This is a genomic window from Streptomyces sp. NPDC048002, from assembly GCF_040653275.1.
Classification (GTDB): Bacteria; Actinomycetota; Actinomycetes; order Streptomycetales; family Streptomycetaceae; genus Streptomyces.
In genome coordinates, this window is record NZ_JBEZNL010000009.1 from 132,894 (window position 1) to 153,818 (window position 20,925).

Below are 20,925 nucleotides of genomic sequence, written 5' to 3' on the forward strand. Positions count from 1 at the left end.
CGTTCGGCCGCCGCCCCGTAACCTTGACCGTCGGCGTGTCCACTGACGTGCCACATCCCCGTAAACCTCTTCCTCCCGGGCACGAGTGGCTGGGAGAGGCCGTTCGCGTTGTGCGGGCGGCTGGACTGCGGGGGTGCCGTTCCCGAGCGAGAGAGTGAGATCCGCGTGTACGCCATCGTGCGCAGCGGTGGTCGCCAGCACAAGGTTGCTGTCGGCGACATCGTTGAGGTTGACAAGATTTCCACTGCCAAGGTTGGCGACACGGTCGAGCTCTCGACCCTGCTCGTTGTCGACGGCGACTCCGTGACCAGCGACCCGTGGGTTCTGGCCGGCATCAAGGTCCAGGCCGAGGTCGTGGACCACCACAAGGGCGTCAAGATCGACATCCTTCGCTACAAGAACAAGACCGGCTACCGCCGTCGTCAGGGCCACCGCCAGCAGTACACGGCGATCAAGGTCACTGAGATCCCCGCGGCTGCGAAGTAAGGGACTGAGGAGAGATGGCACACAAGAAGGGCGCATCGTCCACCCGCAACGGTCGTGACTCCAACGCTCAGCGCCTCGGCGTGAAGCGCTTCGGCGGTCAGGTCGTCAGCGCGGGTGAGATCCTGGTCCGCCAGCGCGGCACCCACTTCCACCCCGGCGCGGGCGTCGGCCGTGGCGGCGACGACACGCTGTTCGCGCTGAACGCCGGTGCGGTGCAGTTCGGCACCCACCGTGGCCGCAAGGTCGTGAACATCGTTCCGGTCGCCTGATCGGAAGCTTTTTCGCGAGGCGGACCTCACTTCCCGGTCGGGAAGGCGGGTCCGCCTTTCGCGTGTTGACATGGGTAGTACCCGTACGCCCCCGGCAGACGGCCGGGGGGATCTCCAGGAGGCACTGAAACATGACCACCTTCGTGGACCGCGTCGAGCTGCACGTCGCCGCGGGTAGCGGAGGCCACGGCTGTGCCTCCGTCCACCGTGAGAAGTTCAAGCCGCTCGGCGGACCCGACGGCGGGAACGGCGGACGCGGCGGGGACGTGATCCTCACCGTCGACCAGTCGATCACCACGCTGCTCGACTACCACCACTCCCCGCACCGCAAGGCCACCAACGGCAAGCCCGGTGAGGGCGGCAACCGGTCCGGCAAGGACGGGCAGGATCTGGTCCTCCCCGTGCCGGACGGCACCGTCGTCCTCGACCGGGCGGGCAACGTCCTCGCCGACCTCGTCGGCCACGGCACCTCCTTCGTCGCCGCGCAGGGCGGCCGGGGCGGCCTCGGCAACGCGGCCCTCGCCTCCGCCCGCCGCAAGGCGCCCGGCTTCGCGCTGCTCGGGGTGCCCGGGGACCTCCAGGACATCGTGCTGGAGCTGAAGACCGTCGCCGACGTGGCGCTGGTGGGCTACCCGAGCGCCGGCAAGTCCTCGCTGATCTCCGTGCTCAGCGCGGCCAAGCCGAAGATCGCCGACTACCCGTTCACCACGCTGGTGCCCAACCTCGGTGTGGTGACCGCCGGTTCGACCGTGTACACCATCGCGGACGTGCCCGGTCTGATCCCGGGCGCCAGCCAGGGCAAGGGCCTGGGCCTGGAGTTCCTGCGGCACGTGGAGCGCTGCTCCGTGCTGGTGCACGTGCTGGACACGGCCACGCTGGAGTCCGACCGCGACCCGGTCTCCGACCTCGACATCATCGAGGCGGAGCTGAAGGAGTACGGCGGCCTGGACAACCGGCCGCGGATCGTGGTCCTGAACAAGATCGACGTCACGGACGGCAGGGACCTCGCCGAGATGGTGCGGCCGGAGCTGGAGGAGCGCGGCTACCGCGTCTTCGAGGTCTCCGCGGTCGCGCACCTCGGCCTGAAGGAGCTGTCCTTCGCGCTCGCCGACCTGGTGGGCCGGGCGCGCGCCGCGAAGCCGAAGGAGGAGGCGACCCGGATCGTCATCCGGCCCAAGGCCGTGGACGACTCGGGCTTCACCGTGGTCCGCGAGGACGACGGCCTGTTCCGGGTGCGCGGCGAGAAGCCCGAACGCTGGGTGCGGCAGACCGACTTCAACAACGACGAGGCCGTCGGCTACCTCGCCGACCGCCTCAACCGCCTCGGTGTCGAGGAGCAGTTGATGAAGGCGGGCGCCCGGGCCGGCGACGGTGTCGCCATCGGCCCCGAGGAGAACGCCGTCGTCTTCGACTGGGAGCCGACCGTCATGGCGGGCGCCGAGATGCTCGGCCGGCGCGGTGAGGACCACCGGTTCGAGGCCCCGCGCCCCGCGGCCCAGCGCCGCCGGGACAAGCAGGCCGAACGGGACGAGAGCGAGCGGGAGTTCGACGGCTTCGAGCCCTTCGAGGGTTAACCACGAGGGAAGCCGGGGCGTACGGCGGGGCAACCAACGCCCCGCCCGGCGAGTCGTACCGGGCAGCGCGGACGAGGATCAGGATCCTCGTCCGCGCTGCCTCGTCCATCCCTCGATCCCCGGAGCCGACGTGTCCGTACGACGTGGTTCGGTCGTCGTCCTCGCCCTGCTGGGCGCGACCCTCACGGCACCACCATCCCTCGCCCACGCCCAACACCCCGCCCTGACCCAGGACTTCAACGGCGACGGCTACGAGGACCAGGTCACCGGCGTCCCGGTCGGGACCGTGGCGGGCAAGAAGCGCGCCGGGTACATCGCGGTGGTCTACGGCTCCGCGCGGGGCCCCGGCACCAGGAAGGTCTACAGCCAGGCGTCCCCGGGCATCCCGGGCGGCGTCGAGTACCACGACATGTTCGGCGCCCATCTCACCGTCGGCGACTACGACGGCGACGGCTACCCCGATCTGCTGGTCGAGACCGACAACGAGCAGTGGACCCAGGACGGGATCGCCCGGGACGGCCACCGCACCATCCTTTGGGGCGGCCCGAAGCCCTTCACCTCCGGCAAGGTGCTGCCCGCGCTGACCACCTCCCGCTACCAGGGCAGCATCACCGTCGCCGGGGACTTCGACGGGGACGGACACCAGGACCTGGCCCGGCAGGACGACGTGCGGTTCGGCCCCTTCGGGCGGGACGGCCGGGCCGCCTCGGCGCAGCGGAAGGCCCCGTTCATCCTCACCGACGAGCGGACGGCCGTCGCCTCCGGGGACACGGACGGCGACGGCATCACCGACGTGGTGACGCTGGCCCGTGAGTACGAGTCGAACACGGAGCACCGCTTCCGGTACGAGGTGACCGTGGCCCGCGGCAGCGCCTCGGGGCTGCTTCCGCCGACCGCCGTGACGACCTTCCAGGCCAAGGACCCCTGGGACGAGTCCCTCGCGGTCGGTGACGTCGACGGCGACGGGCGGGACGAGATCGTCACCGGCGGCACCAGCGAGATCCTGGTCCTCGACGGCGGCTCCGCGCGCCTGATCGACCAGGACACGCCCGGGGTGCCGGGCGCGGAGGAGACGGGCGACCGGTTCGGCGGGTTCGTCTCGGTGGGCGACGTCGACGGCGACGGGTACGGCGACATCGTGGCGGGCAATCCGAGCGAGGACTTCGGCGGCCTCACCGACGCCGGCAACGTGGCGGTCCTGCCGGGTGGCCCGGACGGTCCCACCGGGGCGGGCACCGTGGTGTTCAGCCAGGCCAGTGCGGGGGTCCCGGGCGCCGCCGAGTCGAACGACCGCTTCGGCAGCCGTACCGACCTGGTGGACGGCGACGGGGACGGGCTGGTCGAGCCGGTCGTGTCCGCCGTCGGGGAGAACGACTGGGCCGGGGGTGTCTGGCTGTTCTCGGACCACGGGGTCCGCTCCTTCGGCGGCGGTTCCTTCGGCATGCCGGCGGCCGACTCGCGGTTCGGGGACCGTTTCCCGCAGTGACGCCGCGCCCCCGCGACTGACCGGGTGTCAGTGAGGCGGTTTCAGGGACCCGTTGTGGCAAGATCACTTTCCTTGTGTGATGACCGTGCCGCGACGGGTCTTCTGTTGTCTGTCTATTTGTCATGCACGCGAACCCCGGGATTCAGCGGTCGGACCGTCCGGAAGCGTGAGCTTCCAGGAGTCCGAAGGGCCCGCGACGCAAGGGAGTTCGCCGATGACCCCAGCGACGACCAGCACAGGATCCGCCGACCGCCGTGGCTTTCTGACCGCGGGCGCCGCGGTGCTCGGCGCCGCCGCCTCCGCGCAGCTGTGGCTGCCCGCCACCGCCCGCGCCGCCGAGACGTCCCTGCCCGAGGGCGTGTTCGGTCTCGGCGTGGCCTCCGGAGACCCGCTGCCCGACGGCGTCGTGCTCTGGACCCGGCTCGCCCCCGACCCCCTGAACGGCGGTGGCATGCCCGCCACCGTCGTACCGGTGCAGTGGGAGCTGGCCGAGGACGAGCGGCTGCGCAGAGTCGTGCGCCGCGGCACCGCCCAGGCCCGGCCCGAGTACGGGCACAGCGTCCATGTCGACGTACGCGGCCTGCGCCCCGGCCGCCGCTACTGGTACCGCTTCCGCGCCGGCGGCCGTATCTCGCCCGTGGGCCGCACCCGTACCGCGCCCCACCCGCACAGCTCGGGAGGCGAACTGCGCCTCGCGCTCGCCTCCTGCCAGAACTGGCAGCACGGCTACTTCACCCCGTACGCCGACATGCTGGCCCAGGACCCGGACGCGGTGCTGTTCGTCGGTGACTACATCTACGAGTCGGTGCCCTCGGCGACGGCCCTGCGCCGGCACGAGGGGACGGGGGAGCCGTACACCCTGGAGCAGTACCGCAACCGGTACGCGCAGTACCGCGGCGACCCCGATCTCGCGGCGATGCACGCGGGCGCCCCCTTCGTGGTGACCTTCGACGACCACGAGGTCGACAACGACTTCGCCGGTGAGATCCCGCAGGACCCGGACAAGCAGCAGCACGAGGCGTTCGTGGCCCGGCTGACGGCCGCCTACCAGGCGTACTACGAGCACATGCCGGTGCGGGCCACGGCCGTCCCGAACGGGCCGCACATCCGGATGCACCGCCGCCTGGAGTTCGGCCGGCTGGCCCGGCTCAACGTGCTCGACACCCGCCAGTACCGCAGCGATCAGGCGACCGGCCAGGCCGGCGCCATGGACCCCGCGCGCACCATGCTCGGCGCCGCGCAGAAGCGGTGGCTGCTGGACGGGCTGCGCGACTCGCCCGCCCGCTGGAACCTCGTCGCCTCGCAGATCATGATGGCCGAGACCGATCTGCTGGTCGGCGAGGGCAAGCAGTGGTTCTACGACGCCTGGGACGGCTACCAGGCCGAGCGCAACGAGTTCCTCGGGGAGTTCCGCGGTGTGCGCAACCCGGTGGTGCTCACCGGCGACCGCCATCTGACGATGGTCAGCGACCTGAAGGAGGACTTCGCCGACCCCGGGTCGGCCGTCGTCGGCGCGGAGTTCGTCGGCACGTCGATCTCCAGCAACGGCGACCAGGACCAGGAGGCGTTCCGCAAGGAGTGGGACCCGCGCCGGGCGGACAACCCGCACTGGAAACTGCTCGACGCGCACCGCGGCTACCACCTCTTCGACATCCGCCGCGACGGTATCGACGCGCAGGTCAGAGTGGTGGACACGGTCCGGTCGCGGACGGCCGTACCGAGCACGCTGGCCCGGCTGCGGGTGGAGGCGGGGCGCCCCGGCGTGGAACTGGTCTGAGTGGCGCTCGTCACACCGCCGTACAGCTCTTAGCCAACCCTCAGGAACAGGTCTTACCGTCACTTAACCATGGAGACGGACTGTACGAGAGATGAAGTCCCGGCCAACAGCGGGATCGCGCCGCTGCCTGCCGGGACCCGGCTGCTGCACATCGGCCCCCACAAGACCGGGACCACCTCGATCCAGGGCGCCCTGTTCGCGGCCAAGGACGCGATGGCGGCGCACGGCGTGGACTTCCCCGCCACCAGCCGGCATCCCATGTCGGCCGCGCTGGCCGTGTGCGAGCGCCCCGGGATGATGGGCAACAGCAAACCCACCGAACGGCACTGGGAGACGCTGGTCGGCCAGGTCGCCGCCACCGGCCGCCGCACCTCGGTGATCAGCAGCGAGTTCTTCGCCGACGCCCCCGACGACGAGACGATCGCCCGAATCGTCGAGGATCTCGGCGGCGAGCGGGTGCACGTGCTGGTCACCCTGCGCCCGCTGGCGAGGATCATGCCCTCGCAGTGGCAGCAGTACGTGCAGAACGGGCTGCGCATGGGCTACGAGAGCTGGCTGGAGCACATGCTCCGCAAGGCGCCGTACGAGAAGCCCAACCCCAGCTTCTGGCGGCGGCACCGGCACGACCGGCTGGTCGAGCGCTGGGTCCGGGCCGTGGGCGCGGACCGGGTCACCGTCGTCGTGGTCGACGACCGGGACCGCGGCGGCCTGATGCGCACCTTCGAGGCGCTGCTCGGACTCCCCGGAGATCTGCTCCAGGAGGTTCCGGACACCGCCAACCGGTCGCTCACCCTCGCCGAGACCGAAATGCTGCGGAATCTCAATGTGGAATTCCGCGGGAATGAGCTGCCGGAAGAACTCTATTCTCAGCTCATCCGATATGGCGCCGTCATGCATATGAAGAACGCGTGCGCGCCCGGTCCGGACGACGTGAAGATCAGCACCCCGCAGTGGGCGGTGGAGGCGGCCGCGGAGATCGGCGCCGAGATGGCCGGGCGGATCGCCGCCATGGGCGTCCGGGTGCTGGGCGACCCGGCCGTGCTGTCCGCCGTGCCCAAGCCTCCCGCGCGTACCGGCCCCGAGCCGCGCATCGCCCCCGAGGTGGCCGCGCAGGCGCTGTACGGAGCGCTGGCCGCCGCCGCGGCGGCACCGGTGCGCAACACCGCGCCGGTGAAGTCGCGCACGGTTCACCAGACCTCGTCCATGGAACTGGTGAAGGTGCTCGGGCATCGCTGTCTGAAGAAACTGCGCCGCCGCTGAGGGCTGTGCGGTTACTCACAGCTACATCGAGCAATTCCTCCGGGAACCGAGCGGGCATTCCGACCGTCACCAGGAGTGCAAGGTGAATGACAGGTTGCGCGCACATATGCGGCGGAGGTCGCTCACCTTGCACTGCGGTTACCCGAAGTGGGACCATTTCCGAGTTCCCAGTCGCCACAAGGTAGGTCACCTGTGTCCCAGCACATAGCCAAGCCCCGTACCACCGCAGTGATCCTGGCCGGCGGTACCGGTCAGCGTGTGGGTCTCTCGATCCCCAAGCAGCTGCTGAAGATCGCCGGCAAGGCAGTCATCGAGCACACCCTGACCACCTTCGAGAAGGCGGACTCGATCGACGACGTCATCGTGCTGATGGCGCCGGGCTATGTGCCCGACATCGAGAAGATCGTGGCCAAGGCCGGGTTCACCAAGGTCACCAAGATCATCGAGGGTGGCTCCACCCGCAACGAGACCACCGAGCGCGCCATCGCGGCGCTCGGCGAGGGCCTCGCGGAGGGTGAGGACCGCAACGTCCTCTTCCACGACGCCGTGCGCCCGCTGCTGTCACAGCGCGTGATCGACGACTGTGTCGTCGCCCTGGAGCGCTTCAGCGCCGTGGACGTCGCCATCCCGTCCGCCGACACGATCATCGTGACGCGCACCCACGGCGAGGACGGCGAGTTCATCACCGAGATCCCGGACCGCTCCCGGCTGCGCCGCGGCCAGACCCCGCAGGCCTTCAAGCTGTCCACGATCAAGCGGGCCTACGAGGTCGCGGCCGGCGACCCGAACTTCCAGGCCACCGACGACTGCTCGGTGGTGCTGAAGTACCTGCCGGACGTGCCGATCCACGTGGTCGCGGGCGACGAGTACAACATGAAGGTCACCCAGCCCGTCGACGTCTTCATCGCCGACAAGCTGTTCCAGCTGGCCTCCACCGCCGCCCCGGAGCAGGTCTCCGAGGAGGCCTACCGCGAGCTGCTGACCGGCAAGACCGTCGTCGTCTTCGGCGGCTCCTACGGCATCGGCAAGGACATCGCCGAGCTGGCCGAGTCCTACGGCGCCAAGGTCTACGCCCTCGGCCGCTCCACCACCGGCACCCACGTGGAGAACCCGGAGGAGGTCGACGACGCGCTGTCCAAGGCCTACGCCGAGACGGGCCGCATCGACTACGTCGTCAACACCGCCGGTGTGCTGCGCATCGGCAAGCTCGCCGAGACCGACAACGCCACCATCGAGGAGGCGCTGAAGGTCAACTACCTGGCGCCGGTGCAGATCGCCCGCTCCTCGTACAAGTACCTCGCCGAGACCAAGGGCCAGCTGCTGCTCTACACCTCCAGCAGCTACACCCGCGGCCGCGCCGAGTACAGCCTGTACTCCTCCACCAAGGCCGCCATGGTCAACCTCACCCAGGCGCTCTCCGACGAGTGGGCCGGCGACGGCATCCGGGTGAACTGCATCAACCCCGAGCGCACCGCCACGCCGATGCGCACCAAGGCCTTCGGACAGGAGCCGACGGGTACGCTGCTGTCGTCCGAGGCGGTCGCCCGTACCTCGCTCGACGTGCTGCTCTCCGAGCTGACCGGACATGTGATCGATGTCCGCCAGCAGGACCCGACGGCCGCCGCGGGACAGGCCTCCGGCTTCGAGGCGGCCCTGGCCAGTGTGCTGGACCGTCAGGACGGCGTGGCATAATCAACAGTTAATAAGCCTTACGGATTTCAGGCCTCTGCGTTTCTTCATTCACGAAGAATTCACAGGGGCCTGAGTCCTTCGGCCGTTGTTCCTCAGACCGGCAACCCCTCCCAGAGCAGGTTTATCCGTGATCTCCACCGCTATACGCGTCGCCCGGGTGGGCAGCGCGGCCGAGCTGGCCGCGGCGGTCCTCATGATGCTGGGCTACCCCTGCCTCATGGTGGCCGCGCTCGTGCCGAGCGTCCCCGCCTTCGCGGCCGCGGCCGCCGTCACGTACCTGGCGGACCACTATCTGCACCGCAAGGGCAGCTACCTGGTCAACCGCCTGAGCAAGGTGCGCGCCGGACTCTCGATCCGCTTCCTCATCCGGCAGCTGCTCCTGATCCTGCTGCTGGCCCGGCTGGAACTCTCGGACAACCTGGTCTACTACGCGGCCGTCGCCGGCTTCATCGCCTTCTACGGTCTCCAGGCCCCGCACGGCGCGCTGGTCACCCTGATCCGCAACCGCCGCCGGATGCCGGTCGCGACCCGCAACGTCGACCTGGCCTCGCGCATCCGCATCCCGGACGCCCCGTCGCGCGCGCTGCTGGACCGCTCCGCCGAGAAGATGCTCCACCTCGACCTGGCCGCGGTGGTCGGCATACTCGTCTCCGCCGCCCTGGACGAGCCGCTCGCCGGGTTCCTCGGTATCGGTGTCACCCTGCTCCTGGGCTGCCTGTACGTCCTCGCGCTGGTGCCCTACATCCGCGGCGCGAAGATCCCGCCGAACGCCGACCGGGTGCTCGCCGCCCTCGACGACTGGCTGCTGGAGTACCGCCCCGGGACGGTGCTCTACTTCTCCGGCTCCAAGGACTCCGCCTACCAGGTCAACATGTGGCTGGAGACGATGGAGCAGCTCGACTCCAAGCCGCTGATCATCCTGCGCGAGCGGGTCATCCTGAGCAACCTCGCGCCGACCACGGTCCCCGTCATCTGCGTGCCCGGAGGGGTGCACCTGATGAACATGGACCTGACCACGGTGCGGGTCGCGCTCTACGCGGCGAACGTCGGCAAGAACATCCACCTGCTGCGCGTGCCCACCATGAAGCACGTCTTCATCGGCCACGGCGACAGCGACAAGCTGGCCAGCGTCAACCCCTTCAGCAAGGTCTACGACGAGGTGTGGACCGCCGGCCGCGCGGGCCGCGACCGGTACGCCATAGCGGACGTCGGCGTCCGTGACGACGACATCGCCGAGGTGGGCCGCCCGCAGCTGGCGCCCATCCAGACCTGGCAGGGCGTGCCCGAGGGCCGGATGCCGACCGTGCTGTACGCGCCCACCTGGGAGGGCTGGGACGGCAACCCGGGCAACACCTCGATCGTGCTGGCCGGCGAGAACATCGTGAAGCGCCTGGTGAAGGCGGACCCGCCGGTCCGCGTCCTGTACAAGCCGCACCCCTTCACCGGCACCGTCAGCCCCGCCGCGAAGGCCGCGCACCTGCGGATCACCGCGCTGGTGGAGAAGGCCGGCGCCGAGCGCGCCGCCGACGCCCGCTTCGCCGCCGACGGCGCCGCCCGCTCCGCGGCCAAGGCCGACCTGGCCCGGATCGAACTGCGCCTGGCCGAGCTGTCGGGCAACGGCAAGGAGCGCGGCGACGAGGCCGAGGCCACCCGTGACGGCGTGGTGGACGTCGCCCGGCACGAGGAGGTCGCCCGGCTGCGCGCGGAGTGGAACGAGGCGTACTGGCGGTCCTTCGGCTCCCACGAGCACCGGGTGATCGAGGGCGCCGAGCCGCGGCTGTACGACTGCTTCAACGTCTCCGACGCGATGGTCTCGGACATCTCCAGCGTGGTCTCCGACTTCATCGCGAGCGGCAAGCCGTACGCGGTCACCGACTCCGCCGAGCTGGGCGAGGAGGAGTTCAAGCGGCAGAACACCGCCGTGCGCGCCGCGGTGATCCTGGCCAATAACGCGGACCGGCTGGGCGAGCTGCTGGACGCGGTCCGCGACCCGTCCGCCGACCCGCTGGCCGAGGACCGCGGTGAGCTGAAGCGGTACCTGCTCGGTCCCGACGAGCCGGCCTCCATCGTGCAGTTCAACACCGCGGTCGCGAACCTCGCGCTGAAGGCCGACACCCGCAACCTCGGCCAGGAGGCGCGGACGGCGAACACGGAGTCCGCGGAGTCGGCGGAACTCACCGGCTGACCCGCGCTCGAACACGGCCGTTCGGCCCCCGAGGAGTTCAACTCCTCGGGGGCCGAACGCTTTTCACGCCCCCTACGTACCGTGATGTGAGTCACTGATCGCTCGCGACCGGGCAACCGCCTTCCCGACTCAACCGTCTTACAGGTTGCGAAAAGGAATTACGGGAGAAAACTTCCGTTTACTAGGGGGAAACGTGACCGTGGCGCAGCCGGACGTGAGCGTCGTCATCGGGGCTTACGAAGCGATGCCTTATCTGGTCGCGTGCCTGGAGTCCGTCGCGTCGCAGACCCTCGACCCGGCGCGGATCGAGGTCATAGCCGTGGACGACGGTTCGACCGACGGCACGGGGGAGTACCTGGAGGAGTTCGCGGCCCGCGCGCCCATGCCGGTGACGGTGATCCGGCAGGACAACTCCGGCGGCCCCAGCGGCCCGCGCAACGTCGGACTCGGCAAGGCCGCCGGGCGCTACGTCTTCTTCCTCGACGCCGACGACCGGCTCGGCACCGAGGCCCTGGAACGGATGGTCGCCGCGGCCGACCGCAACGGCACGGACGTGGTCGTCGGCCGGGTCGAGGGCGTCAACCGCAAGCCACCGCAGTCGATGTGGGGCCGGAGCATCGAACGCACCGACGTCTACTCCTCGAACATCAAGTTCACGCTGAGCGCGCAGAAGCTGTTCCGCCGCGAGCTGCTCACCCGGCACGGCATGCGCTTCGACGAGTCCCTGTGGACCGGCGAGGACGCGCTGTTCACCATGGAGGCGTACCTGCGCGCCGACGGCGTCACGCTGATCGCCGACTACACCTGCTACTACCTGGTGGGCCGGGAGGACGGCAAGCACGTCACCAGGAGCGGGGGGTACGCCCTGCGCTTCGACTCCGCGCGCGCCCTGATGCGCCTGATAGCCGAGATGGTCCCGCCCGGACCCCGGCGCGACGTCCTCATGGTCCGCCCCTTCGTCGTCACCCTGCTGCCGCAGTTCGGCCCCAAGCTGCTCAAGGACGGCGAGAAGGTCCGGCGCCACAAGTACGAACTGGCCGCGCCGCTGCTGGCGGAGCACTGGAACGAGGGCGTCGCCCAGCGCCTGCGGGTCGAGGAACGGCTGCGGATGCACCTGCTGGCGGGGCGGCAGTACGAACGCCTGCTGGAGGTCGCCGGGTTCGTGAAGGCCAAGAGGGAACCGGCTGCCCTCCTGGAGAAGAAGGGCCGCCGGGTGTACCTGGAGTACCCGTACTTCCGGGACGCCGACGCCGGGATACCGGACTCCGTCTATCTGGCCGAGCCCCGGGAGGCCCGCGGCGTGCCCGGGTTCCGGGAGGGCGGCACCGACTACTTCATGCGCCGGGTGCTGCGGAAGGTCCGCCGGATGCGGCGGGTTCCGGCGACGCGCTGAGCCGCTGGCCCGGGATGGTCCGGGCCCTGCGTTCCTCGGCCGCCGAACCGAGCGCCAGGACCGCCGCGTCGAAGCGCTCCTGGGCGGACGGCTCGTCCGGGCCCAGCAGATGACGCTTCAACTCGGCCCGTGCCGGGGCGAGTGTGTCCTTCGCCGGATCGCGCACCGCCGCCAGCAGCTCCGCCGTCCCGGCCGCGTCCGGGGTCAGTACGGTCGCCGCCCGCACGGTCGGGAAGGTCTCGCGGAACACGTCCTCCGCGAGCCCGCTGGTGTTGGCCACCGCGTACGGCTTCTCGCTCACCAGGAAGTCGCTGACCACACTGGAGACATCGCTGATCAGCAGGTGCGAGCGGTTGAAGCAGGAGAACAGGGTGGGCCGCGGGCCCAGCACGATCTGGTGCTCCCACTCGGGCAGCGAGTCCCAGTAGGCCGCCTCCCAGGCGGCCGTGGCCCGAGCCACCGCCCGCGCCCGCCCCGGCTCGGGCGCCGACTGCGCGAGCATCCGCTCGACCTGGTCGGCGCCGGCCCGGAAGGCGGTCGCCGTCAGCCGGTCCAACTCGGCGGTGCGCCGGGCGAGTTCGCCCGCGCCGTCGGGCCGCGGACCCGAACGCCCCCGGTTCGCCGCGCGCACCAGCTCCCGGATCCGCAGGTCCGCCGCACCCGCACGGGCATCCACCGACCCGGTCAGCGGATGCGGCTTGTACAGCAGCCGCACCCCCGGGTCCGCCAGCAGCGCCCGCACCAGGTTCTCGCCCGCCTCGACCACCGAGGTGTTCCCGGGGTTGCCGTCCCAGCCCTCCCAGGTCGGCGCGTACAGCACCGTCGTGTACGCCCCCCGCGGCGGACCCGCGTACGGCTCCACGGCGTCCAGCTGCGGGCGGCCGATCTCCACGACGTCCTTGTCCTCCACGCCCACCTCGGCCAGCGCGTACCGCTCGCGCGCCGCCGGACCGGCCACCCAGACCTCGTCGTACGCCTTGGCGTAGGGATTGCAGGACGACAGCTTGTCGCTCTCCCCGTGGTTGACGAAGGTGTGCTTCAGCGTGGGGATGCGCAGCACCTGGGAGGTCTTGCCGGAGTTCGAGGGGTGGATCAGCACCTGGAGCGTGGACTGCTCCAGACGCATCAGCGTGGAGACCTTCGGCAGACAGATCACGGGTACGTCGGTCGCCGCGAGCTTCTGGACCATGAACCGCTCGCGCAGCACGATCAGCGGCCGCCCCTGGAGCCGGGACAGCGGCTCCAGCCACATGTTCGCCTGGTACGCCGAGGACGTGCCGCCGGAGAAGTACAGGCCCACGGTCGGCCGGTACTCCGCCAGCCACCCGTCCAGCCACTCCAGGGCCTCCCGCTCGCCCGCCGGGCGCCGGCCCGGCAGCAGCCGCAGCAGCAGGGCGCACAGGCCCAGGACGGCCAGACCCAGGGCGAGTGCCAGGCCGAGGGCGGCGAACCGGTGGTCGGCGGTGGCCGCGGTGGCCAGCAGACCGGCCGTCGCCGGCAGGCCGTGCACCAGGAGCCGGGGGCCGGGACGGCGCAGCAGCACCGGCGGGGCGGGGGACAGGCGCAGCGCGGAGGCGTCGATGTTCCGGGTCACGACCGGCAGGGTGCGGGTGCGGCGGACCAGGACCGAGACGGCCTGGATCGCGCAGTGCAGCGCGTAGCAGCCGAGCAGCGCGGCCACCAGCGGGGCGTAGGACGACTCCCGTTCCTGTCCGCCGAGCCTGAGCAGGGCCACCACCAGCAACAGGTCCCGCAGCACGTGGCGCACGGTGATGTCCAGGTGCGCCTTGGCGAACAGCGGCAGCAGACCGCGCTGCCAGCGGTGCAGGACGCCCTCCAGGGCCAGGCAGAGGACCGTGGAGGCGATCAGCAGCGGCACGTGGGGGAGCAGGGCGGCCACGGCCTGGGCGCAGAGCGCGCCCGCCAGCAGGGCGGCCACGGGCGCCCGCGCCGGGATTCCGAGGCGGCGCGGGCGGAGGAGGGGTACGGGCACTGCGGTCACTCCAGGGTCGGCGCAGGGGGGCGAAGGGGTTAACGCCCGCCTGCCTCCGGACGACACGCGGGTGTCGTCCGGAGACCTACGGAGAGAACGGCAGCTAGCCGGGGGCTACTGCTTGCCCGACTGGAGCGCCTTGCGCAGCGGGCGGCCGACCACCCGGCGGGCCCGGCGGTACACGGAGGGCTGCACGGTCTCGGTGGCCGTGGCCTTCGTGCTCTTCGTGCCGTTCTTGGCGACCTCCTGCTTCAGCTTGGCGTTGTCCGCGGTCAGCTTGGCGATGCGGCTCTGGAGCCAGCCGAAGCGAGTGGCCATGGCGACCGGGTCGGCGTCGTTCCAGGGGCGGATGCCGGCCGGGAAGGACAGCGAGCGCATGCGCTCCTCGAACGCGGCACCGCCGTCGCCGTGGGTGAAGGTGTTCTGCAGGCCGTTGCGGTCCAGGAACCCGGTGAAGCGCTCGAACCGCTCGTGGTGGCCGTCGACCAGCGGGCCGAAGTCGGCCTCGGCGTACAGCCGCGCCGGGTCCACGACCTCGCCCTTGGCGAGCTGGTCGATCCGCTGGTGCGGGATGTCGAAGTACCGGCACAGCTCCAGCGTCCGCGAGTCGCTGCACAGCACCGTCGCGGGGGTGCCGGCGAGCAGCGCCGCGATGTTGCCGTGGATGCGGGAGCCGAAGGAGTAGTCGAACTCGCGCAGATCGTCGATCCAGGTGATCGGGTCGATGTAGACGCGCGCCTTGTCCTCCCGGTACATCGGGTGGTCCGGATGGGTCGGCATCGCCTTGATGCGGCCGTTGGGGCCGGACACGTCCCGCCAGTGCAGCTGCACGGCGTCGCTGAGGTTCTGGCCGATGTAGCGCAGGTTCGGGTAGCGCTCGTGGGCGGCGGCGATGACCCGGTCCATGCCCTGGTTCTGCACCGCGCTGTGCGAGCCGTTGACCGCGATACGCGAGTCGGCGGTCAGCTCCGGGACCCGCTTGGTGACCGTGAGGTCCTTGCCGTACATGAACATCGACGGGCAGCCGATCAGCTCGACGTCCCGGAAGCCCATGTCCTTGAGGTACTGCTCGGTGAACTCGCCGCGCACGCCGATCGAGGCGCTGCGGTCGAGGACCGCGGAGACGAAGGCACGCACCGACGGCTCCATCGGCTTCAGCCGCGCGGGGTCGTAGTTGAGGCCGGTCTGGGCACCGACGCCGACCACGACCACGGGTATCCGCAGCTTGGAGATCAGCCGGGTCAGGCGGTCCAGCATCGGCTCGAACGACGGACGGAACGCGTTGGCGAGCGGGACGACGAACGCGTCGTACTGCTCGTTGATCCTCCCCGCGGCCTGCACGTTGGTCCTGATGCCGTTGGACACGACCTCGGTGCCCGGCAGTTCGAGGAGCTTGTGAGTGGCGTCGCTGAAGATCAGGTTGCCGGAGTTGGTGGCGATGACGTCGCGGTGGAGAGCTTCTTCCACGGGGACGGCGTCGTAGGGGCTCTTCCCCGATCTGAGGAGGATGCGCCGCGCGGGGGGAACATTCGATGACACAAACGTCAGACTAAATTCCCCTGGGCGTTCTTTTCTATAAGCGGTCAGTACAACCTTTTCGGCGTGCGCGCACCGTGAGGGGGCGGCTACCGTCCCGCTGTCCGGGCTCTGGGACGATGCGCGAGGGACCGCACGCTTCGCGTAGATTGCGGGACAGTCGACGTGCGAGGGCGTGCGAGGGGACGGAATAGCAGGTGACAGGCGCAAGGCAGGCCGTGACCGAGGCGCGCAGGGTCGTCGTCAAAGTGGGTTCCTCGTCCCTGACGACCGCCTCCGGAGGGCTCGACGCGGACCGCGTGGACGCCCTCGTGGACGTCCTGGCGAAGAGCCGCAGCGGCGGGGAACGTGAGATTGTTCTCGTTTCCTCCGGGGCCATCGCGGCCGGGCTCGCCCCCCTCGGGCTGCGCCGCCGGCCCAAGGACCTGGCCCGCCAGCAGGCCGCCGCGAGCGTCGGCCAGGGTCTGCTGGTGGCCCGCTACACCGCCTCCCTGGCCCGCTACGGCGTCCGCGTCGGCCAGGTGCTGCTCACCTCCGACGACATGAGCCGCCGGGCCCACCACCGCAACGCCTCGCGCACCCTCGACAAGCTCCTCGCGATGGGCGCCCTCCCGGTCGTCAACGAGAACGACACCGTCGCCACCGACGAGATCCGCTTCGGCGACAACGACCGCCTCGCCGCCCTCGTCGCCCACCTGGTCCGCGCCGACCTGCTGGTCCTGCTCTCCGACGTGGACGGCGTCTACGACGGCGACCCCAGCCGGCCCGGCACCTCGCGGATAGCGGAGGTGCGCGGCCCCGAGGACCTGGCGCACGTGGAGATCGGCAGCGCGGGCAAGGCCGGGGTCGGCACCGGCGGCATGGTCACCAAGGTCGAGGCCGCCCGGATCGCGGCCGCCGCCGGCATCCCCGTGGTGCTCACCAGCGCCGTCCACGCGGCCGAGGCGCTCGCGGGCGGCGACACCGGCACGTACTTCCACGCCACCGGCAAGCGCTCCGCCGACCGGCTGCTGTGGCTCCAGCACGCCTCCACTCCGCAGGGCTCGCTGACCCTCGACGACGGCGCGGTGCGGGCTGTCGTGGAGCGCCGCAAGTCGCTCCTGCCGGCCGGGATCGCCTCCGTGGAGGGCGAGTTCAGCGCGGGCGACCCCGTCGAACTGCGCGACGGCGCCGGGCGCGCGGTCGCCCGCGGGCTGGTCAGCTTCGACGCCAGGGAGATCCCTCAGCTCATCGGGCGCTCCACGCACGAACTGGCCCGCGAGCTGGGCCCGGCCTACGAGCGCGAGGTGGTCCACCGGGACGACCTGGTGCTCCTGGAGCCCTGACGCCAGAGCCCCGCATGCGGGGCCCCGGCACCCGGGCCCTGACACCCGTCCGAAAACAGGGTGAACGCCCCGGCCGGGAGGTCGCCCTGAGGTGGACGTTCCGCAAAACCGCCACAGACGCGCTTGCGGCCTGCTCAACTTTGTCTCGAGGAAACAAACCGCCGAGCAGTGCTCGACCGTGGGACGAAGGAGGCCGTCGTGAGACGAGTGCGCCCTGGGGCGGCGGCGTCCGGCGGTGGGGTCGGCCGCCCCTCCTCCCGAGCGGCCGGCGAGGAGCGCGCCCTGACCAGCGTCGCGACCGGTGCGCGGGCCGGCGGCGGAGAACCCGCCGAACTGCCCCGGCTGTGGCACGTCACGCTCAGCGTCTCCGGCGAGGAGGCCCCGCTGAAGGAGGTCCGGCGGGCCCTTGAGCAGCTCGCCCACGACCACCCCTTCCTGCTGACCAGCCGCTACGCCAACGACCACGCGGAGATCCGCTACTGGGAGGAGGCCCGGGACCTGCACGACGCGGCCGCCGTCGCGCTGCGGCTGTGGGGCGAGCACCGGCAGAGCGCGGGCCTGCCGCCGTGGGAGATCGTCGGCCTGGAGGTCATCGGCCGCGAGACCTACCACCAGCGCATCGCCGAGGGCTACGGCCCGCTCCCGGCCACCCCGGTCGGCGTCCATCCCTACTGAGCCGCCGGTGCCGGGGCGACCCGAACCGTCGAGCCACCCTGGAGGACCCCTTTTGCGTCACCTTCGGACGGCTTGTCTCGCGGTGTGGGACGTCCGGTGAACGGCCTCCCGGGGCGCACTACCCTTCCCTCATGACCACGCTCTCGCCGTACGACTCGATGACCCCGGTCACCCAGGCCGCCTACCGCGCCAAGGCCGCCGCCGCCGACCTCGCGCCGCTTCCGCGGGCCGCCAAGGACGACGCGCTGCTCGCCATCGCGGACGCCCTGGAGGTCCGGACGAGTGACATCGTCGAGGCGAACGCCAAGGACATCGCCGCCGCCCGCGAGGCCGGCACCAGCGAGGCGATCGTCGACCGGCTGACGCTCACCCCGGAGCGGGTCCGGGCCATCGCCTCCGACGTCCGGGACGTCGTCGCGCTGCCCGACCCGGTCGGCGAGGTGGTCCGAGGCTCCACCCTGCCCAACGGCATCGACCTGCGCCAGGTCCGGGTGCCGCTCGGCGTCGTCGGCATCATCTACGAGGCCCGCCCGAACGTCACGGTGGACGCCGCCGCCCTCTGCCTGAAGTCCGGCAACGCCGTCCTGCTGCGCGGCTCCGCCTCCGCCTACGAGTCGAACTCCGCCCTCGTCCGGGTGATCCGGGACGCCGTCGGCGGCGCCGGGCTGCCCGCCGACGCCGTGCAGCTGGTGCCCGGCCAGAGCCGCGAGAGCGTGCGCGAGCTGATGCGGGCCCGGGGCCTGGTCGACGTGCTCATCCCGCGCGGCGGCGCCTCGCTGATCCGTACGGTCGTCAACGAGTCCACCGTCCCGGTGATCGAGACCGGCACCGGCAACTGCCACGTCTACGTCGACGCGCAGGCCGACCTCGACATGGCCGTGGACATCCTGGTCAACTCCAAGGCGCACCGGGTCAGCGTCTGCAACGCCGCCGAGACCCTGCTGGTCCACCAGGACATCGCCGCCGAGTTCCTGCCGCGGGCCCTGGACGCCCTCGCGGACGCCGGGGTCACCGTGCACGCCGACGACCGGGTGATGGCCCACGCCAAGGACTCCCGGGCGACCGTGGTGGAGGCGACCCCCGAGGACTGGGAGACGGAGTACCTCTCCCACGACATCGCCGCGGCCGTCGTGGACTCCCTGGACAGGGCCGTCGAGCACATCCGGCTGTGGACCTCCGGCCACACCGAGGCGATCGTGACCACCTCGCAGCAGGCCGCCCGCCGCTTCACCCAGCTGGTCGACTCCACCACCGTCGCCGTCAACGCCTCGACCCGGTTCACGGACGGCGGCCAGTTCGGCTTCGGCGCCGAGATCGGCATCTCCACCCAGAAGCTGCACGCCCGCGGCCCGATGGGCCTGCCCGAGCTGACCAGCACGAAGTACATCGTGACCGGCGACGGACACATCCGCCGCTGACCGGCCCGAACCGGCCGGACACCGCCCGCGCGGTGTCTCACAGGGCGGATGAATTTCCGTACCGTCTGCCCAAATTGACCCCCCAGGTCTACTCTGGATCCGTGCCGGAGGACGTGGGGGGTACGCCGTTCCCTGACGGCTGGGATCCCGACAACGACCACGACCGCGGGGTGTCGGACGAAGAGTTCGCCTCCGTGGTCTTCGACGAGGCCTTCGTGGCGGCGGCCACCCTGCACGAGCCGACCGCCGTCGAGCGCCTCCTGGCCGCCGCCCAGGCGAGAGCCGAGGCGTCCGAGGCGGAGGCCCGCCGGACCCGCCACCGCGCCGAGCGCTACGACGACGGGTACGGCCCCGACGACTCCGCCGGCTACCGCTCCGACGCCGACCTCGACGACCCGGACGACGACGTCCTCGAAGGCCGCTACGGAGCCCCGGGCCCCTACGGCAAGCAGGTCGCCCGCTGGCACCGCCCCGTCGCCTGGATGCTCGCCCTGGTGATGGGCATCGGGATGGTCGCACTGGCCTTCACCGCGGTCTACCGGGGTGCCTCCTCCGGCAGCCGGGACCAGGTTCCGCCGCCCGCCACGACCGGGGTGGAACAGGGCGGGGCGGGAGCGCCCTCGGCCTCCGCCGACCACTCCCAGCCGGCCATATCGGCCGTGCCGCGCACGCCCTGAACGGAGTCTGGCCGGAACCCGCCATTCCTGGTGAGAACCTGTCAGAACTTGTCATACAGCGGGGCGTTTACCCGGCCTTCCGGCGACCTACCCTGAAGATATGGGCGGGCCTGGAAACCCACCTGAGGGGACCCCCGAGGGCGGACCCGGCGGTGGCGAGGACGAGTACCGATCCGTCGTCTTCGACGAGTCGTTCATCCGCGCTGCCCGGCTCCAGGAGTTCTCCGCCCAGGAACGCATCGACGACCACGCGCCGGCCGTCCGGCGCCGCCCGCCGCTGCGCCGGGGCCTGTCCCGGCAGGCGCTGGTCCTGGTCCTGCTGATCGCCGTCGCCTTCGGCACCGCGGTCTACATGGGCGTACGCCACCCCTACCAGGACCCGCCGGGCCCCGAGCCCGTGGAAGCGGCCCGGATGACCGTGATCCCGCTCGCCCCGCCCGAGAAGGTGCCGGGCTCCGCCGACACCGAGGCGCTCTTCGCCCGCAGCCCCGCCGCCCAGTACCGGATCGGCGCCGAGGGCGTGCCGCTGCCCGCCACCCGGCGCACCGCCCACTTCTCCGACAGCCAGGTCGTCAACGCGCTCAGCATCGCCAAGGACTACATCGTCCGCTCCTCGCTCTACCCCGAGGTGATCCTCGGCGAGCAGGTCCGGCCCGTGCGGGTGCTGATCGACCCCGACCAGCTCGACCAGTTCGACCGGAGCTTCGACCACCCGGCGGCGGACGGCAGGCACGCCCCGACCGGCTGGCTGGTCCGCTTCGACCCCGGCAGCGTCGAGCTCGCCGACCGCAGGATCCGGGTCCAGGGCACCCTCGCGGCCGCCGAGACCGACTCCGCCACCCTGGAGGTCACCGCGGACCACACCTTCGTCTACGCGCTCAGGCCGGCCGACTCCGGGGACGGGGCGCGGGCCTCCCTCTTCACCGTCCGCCGAGAGCTGCACTTCCGCTTCGACCACGACGACCTGCGGATGAGCCAGACCCAGCTGATCGTCTCCTCCGTCCAGGCGGGCCCGCTGTCCTGCGCCGACGACGCCGCGAACCGGCTGCGCCCGCTGCTGGCCGGCCAGACCGCCAAGGCGGGCGGCCCGGCCGGCACGGACCCGTACGCGACGGGCGACGCCATGGCGCTGTGCGGATCCCTCGCGGAGAGCGCCCAGCCCAGGGTGTGAGCCCTCCG

The 20,925-nt window shown here is 71.2% G+C and carries 16 protein-coding genes; 14 read left to right on the forward strand and 2 right to left on the reverse strand.

Translation table 11 applies throughout. The features are described from left to right. Positions 1–165 precede the first annotated feature (165 nt). The 9 genes from rplU (at position 166) to AB0E07_RS14920 (ending at position 12,122) form a co-directional block, all read left to right on the forward strand. Positions 166–486, forward strand: a complete 321-nt coding sequence (gene rplU / locus AB0E07_RS14880) for a 50S ribosomal protein L21 (protein ID WP_041819941.1) — start codon at positions 166–168, stop codon at positions 484–486. Positions 487–500: 14 nt separating this feature from the next. Then, entirely contained in the window at positions 501–755 is a 255-nt protein-coding gene (gene rpmA, locus AB0E07_RS14885) for a 50S ribosomal protein L27 (protein ID WP_004950923.1), read from the forward strand. A gap of 131 nt (positions 756–886) precedes the next feature. After that, entirely contained in the window at positions 887–2,329 is a 1,443-nt protein-coding gene (gene obgE, locus AB0E07_RS14890; protein ID WP_362250583.1) for a GTPase ObgE, read from the forward strand. A 130-nt stretch (positions 2,330–2,459) separates the two neighbouring features. Beyond that, positions 2,460–3,815, forward strand: a complete 1,356-nt coding sequence (locus AB0E07_RS14895) for a VCBS repeat-containing protein (RefSeq protein ID WP_362250586.1) — start codon at positions 2,460–2,462, stop codon at positions 3,813–3,815. A 214-nt stretch (positions 3,816–4,029) separates the two neighbouring features. Further along, complete coding sequence (locus AB0E07_RS14900) at positions 4,030–5,592, forward strand: alkaline phosphatase D family protein (protein ID WP_362250588.1); 1,563 nt, start codon at positions 4,030–4,032, stop codon at positions 5,590–5,592. 69 nt (positions 5,593–5,661) lie between these two features. Further along, complete coding sequence (locus AB0E07_RS14905; RefSeq protein ID WP_362250591.1) at positions 5,662–6,852, forward strand: hypothetical protein; 1,191 nt, start codon at positions 5,662–5,664, stop codon at positions 6,850–6,852. 192 nt (positions 6,853–7,044) lie between these two features. After that, positions 7,045–8,544, forward strand: coding sequence for a bifunctional cytidylyltransferase/SDR family oxidoreductase (locus AB0E07_RS14910; RefSeq protein WP_362250595.1), 1,500 nt, complete (start codon positions 7,045–7,047; stop codon positions 8,542–8,544). 127 nt (positions 8,545–8,671) lie between these two features. Then, complete coding sequence (locus tag AB0E07_RS14915; protein ID WP_362250598.1) at positions 8,672–10,729, forward strand: hypothetical protein; 2,058 nt, start codon at positions 8,672–8,674, stop codon at positions 10,727–10,729. 193 nt (positions 10,730–10,922) lie between these two features. Next, on the forward strand, positions 10,923–12,122 hold the full coding sequence (locus AB0E07_RS14920) for a glycosyltransferase family 2 protein (RefSeq protein WP_362250602.1): 1,200 nt from the start codon (positions 10,923–10,925) through the stop codon (positions 12,120–12,122). On the opposite strand, the gene AB0E07_RS14925 is transcribed toward AB0E07_RS14920, so the two are convergent. Beyond that, positions 12,064–14,115 (reverse strand): hypothetical protein, encoded by a 2,052-nt coding sequence (locus AB0E07_RS14925; RefSeq protein WP_362250605.1) that lies wholly within the window; start codon positions 14,113–14,115, stop codon positions 12,064–12,066. The two genes, AB0E07_RS14920 and AB0E07_RS14925, sit on opposite strands and share 59 nt — an antisense overlap. Positions 14,116–14,229: 114 nt before the next feature. Further along, the gene (locus AB0E07_RS14930) at positions 14,230–15,582 is read right to left on the reverse strand and encodes a polysaccharide pyruvyl transferase family protein (protein WP_362250607.1); all 1,353 of its coding nucleotides are present in this window, start codon (positions 15,580–15,582) and stop codon (positions 14,230–14,232) included. Positions 15,583–15,848: 266 nt separating this feature from the next. On the opposite strand from AB0E07_RS14930, the gene proB reads away from it, so the two are divergent. The 5 genes from proB to AB0E07_RS14955 all read left to right on the forward strand — a co-directional run bounded on the left by proB (position 15,849) and on the right by AB0E07_RS14955 (position 20,917). Next, positions 15,849–16,976, forward strand: coding sequence for a glutamate 5-kinase (gene proB, locus AB0E07_RS14935; protein WP_362250611.1), 1,128 nt, complete (start codon positions 15,849–15,851; stop codon positions 16,974–16,976). Positions 16,977–17,183: 207 nt separating this feature from the next. Next, complete coding sequence (locus AB0E07_RS14940) at positions 17,184–17,651, forward strand: hypothetical protein (RefSeq protein ID WP_362250799.1); 468 nt, start codon at positions 17,184–17,186, stop codon at positions 17,649–17,651. Between the two features lie 131 nt (positions 17,652–17,782). After that, a complete protein-coding gene (locus AB0E07_RS14945) occupies positions 17,783–19,069 on the forward strand; it encodes a glutamate-5-semialdehyde dehydrogenase (protein ID WP_362250614.1) in 1,287 nt (428 codons plus the stop codon). A 74-nt stretch (positions 19,070–19,143) separates the two neighbouring features. After that, entirely contained in the window at positions 19,144–19,746 is a 603-nt protein-coding gene (locus tag AB0E07_RS14950) for a hypothetical protein (RefSeq protein WP_362250616.1), read from the forward strand. Between the two features lie 100 nt (positions 19,747–19,846). Continuing rightward, positions 19,847–20,917, forward strand: coding sequence for a hypothetical protein (locus AB0E07_RS14955; RefSeq protein ID WP_362250619.1), 1,071 nt, complete (start codon positions 19,847–19,849; stop codon positions 20,915–20,917). The last annotated feature ends 8 nt before the right edge of the window (positions 20,918–20,925 follow it).

Coding starts and splice junctions, on each gene's coding strand:
- AB0E07_RS14955 (WP_362250619.1), top strand. CDS start 19,847: ATGGGCGGGCCTGGAAACCCACCTGAGGGGACCCCCGAGGGCGGACCC.
- AB0E07_RS14905 (WP_362250591.1), top strand. CDS start 5,662: ATGGAGACGGACTGTACGAGAGATGAAGTCCCGGCCAACAGCGGGATC.
- AB0E07_RS14945 (WP_362250614.1), top strand. CDS start 17,783: ATGACCACGCTCTCGCCGTACGACTCGATGACCCCGGTCACCCAGGCC.
- obgE (WP_362250583.1), top strand. CDS start 887: ATGACCACCTTCGTGGACCGCGTCGAGCTGCACGTCGCCGCGGGTAGC.
- rpmA (WP_004950923.1), top strand. CDS start 501: ATGGCACACAAGAAGGGCGCATCGTCCACCCGCAACGGTCGTGACTCC.
- AB0E07_RS14900 (WP_362250588.1), top strand. CDS start 4,030: ATGACCCCAGCGACGACCAGCACAGGATCCGCCGACCGCCGTGGCTTT.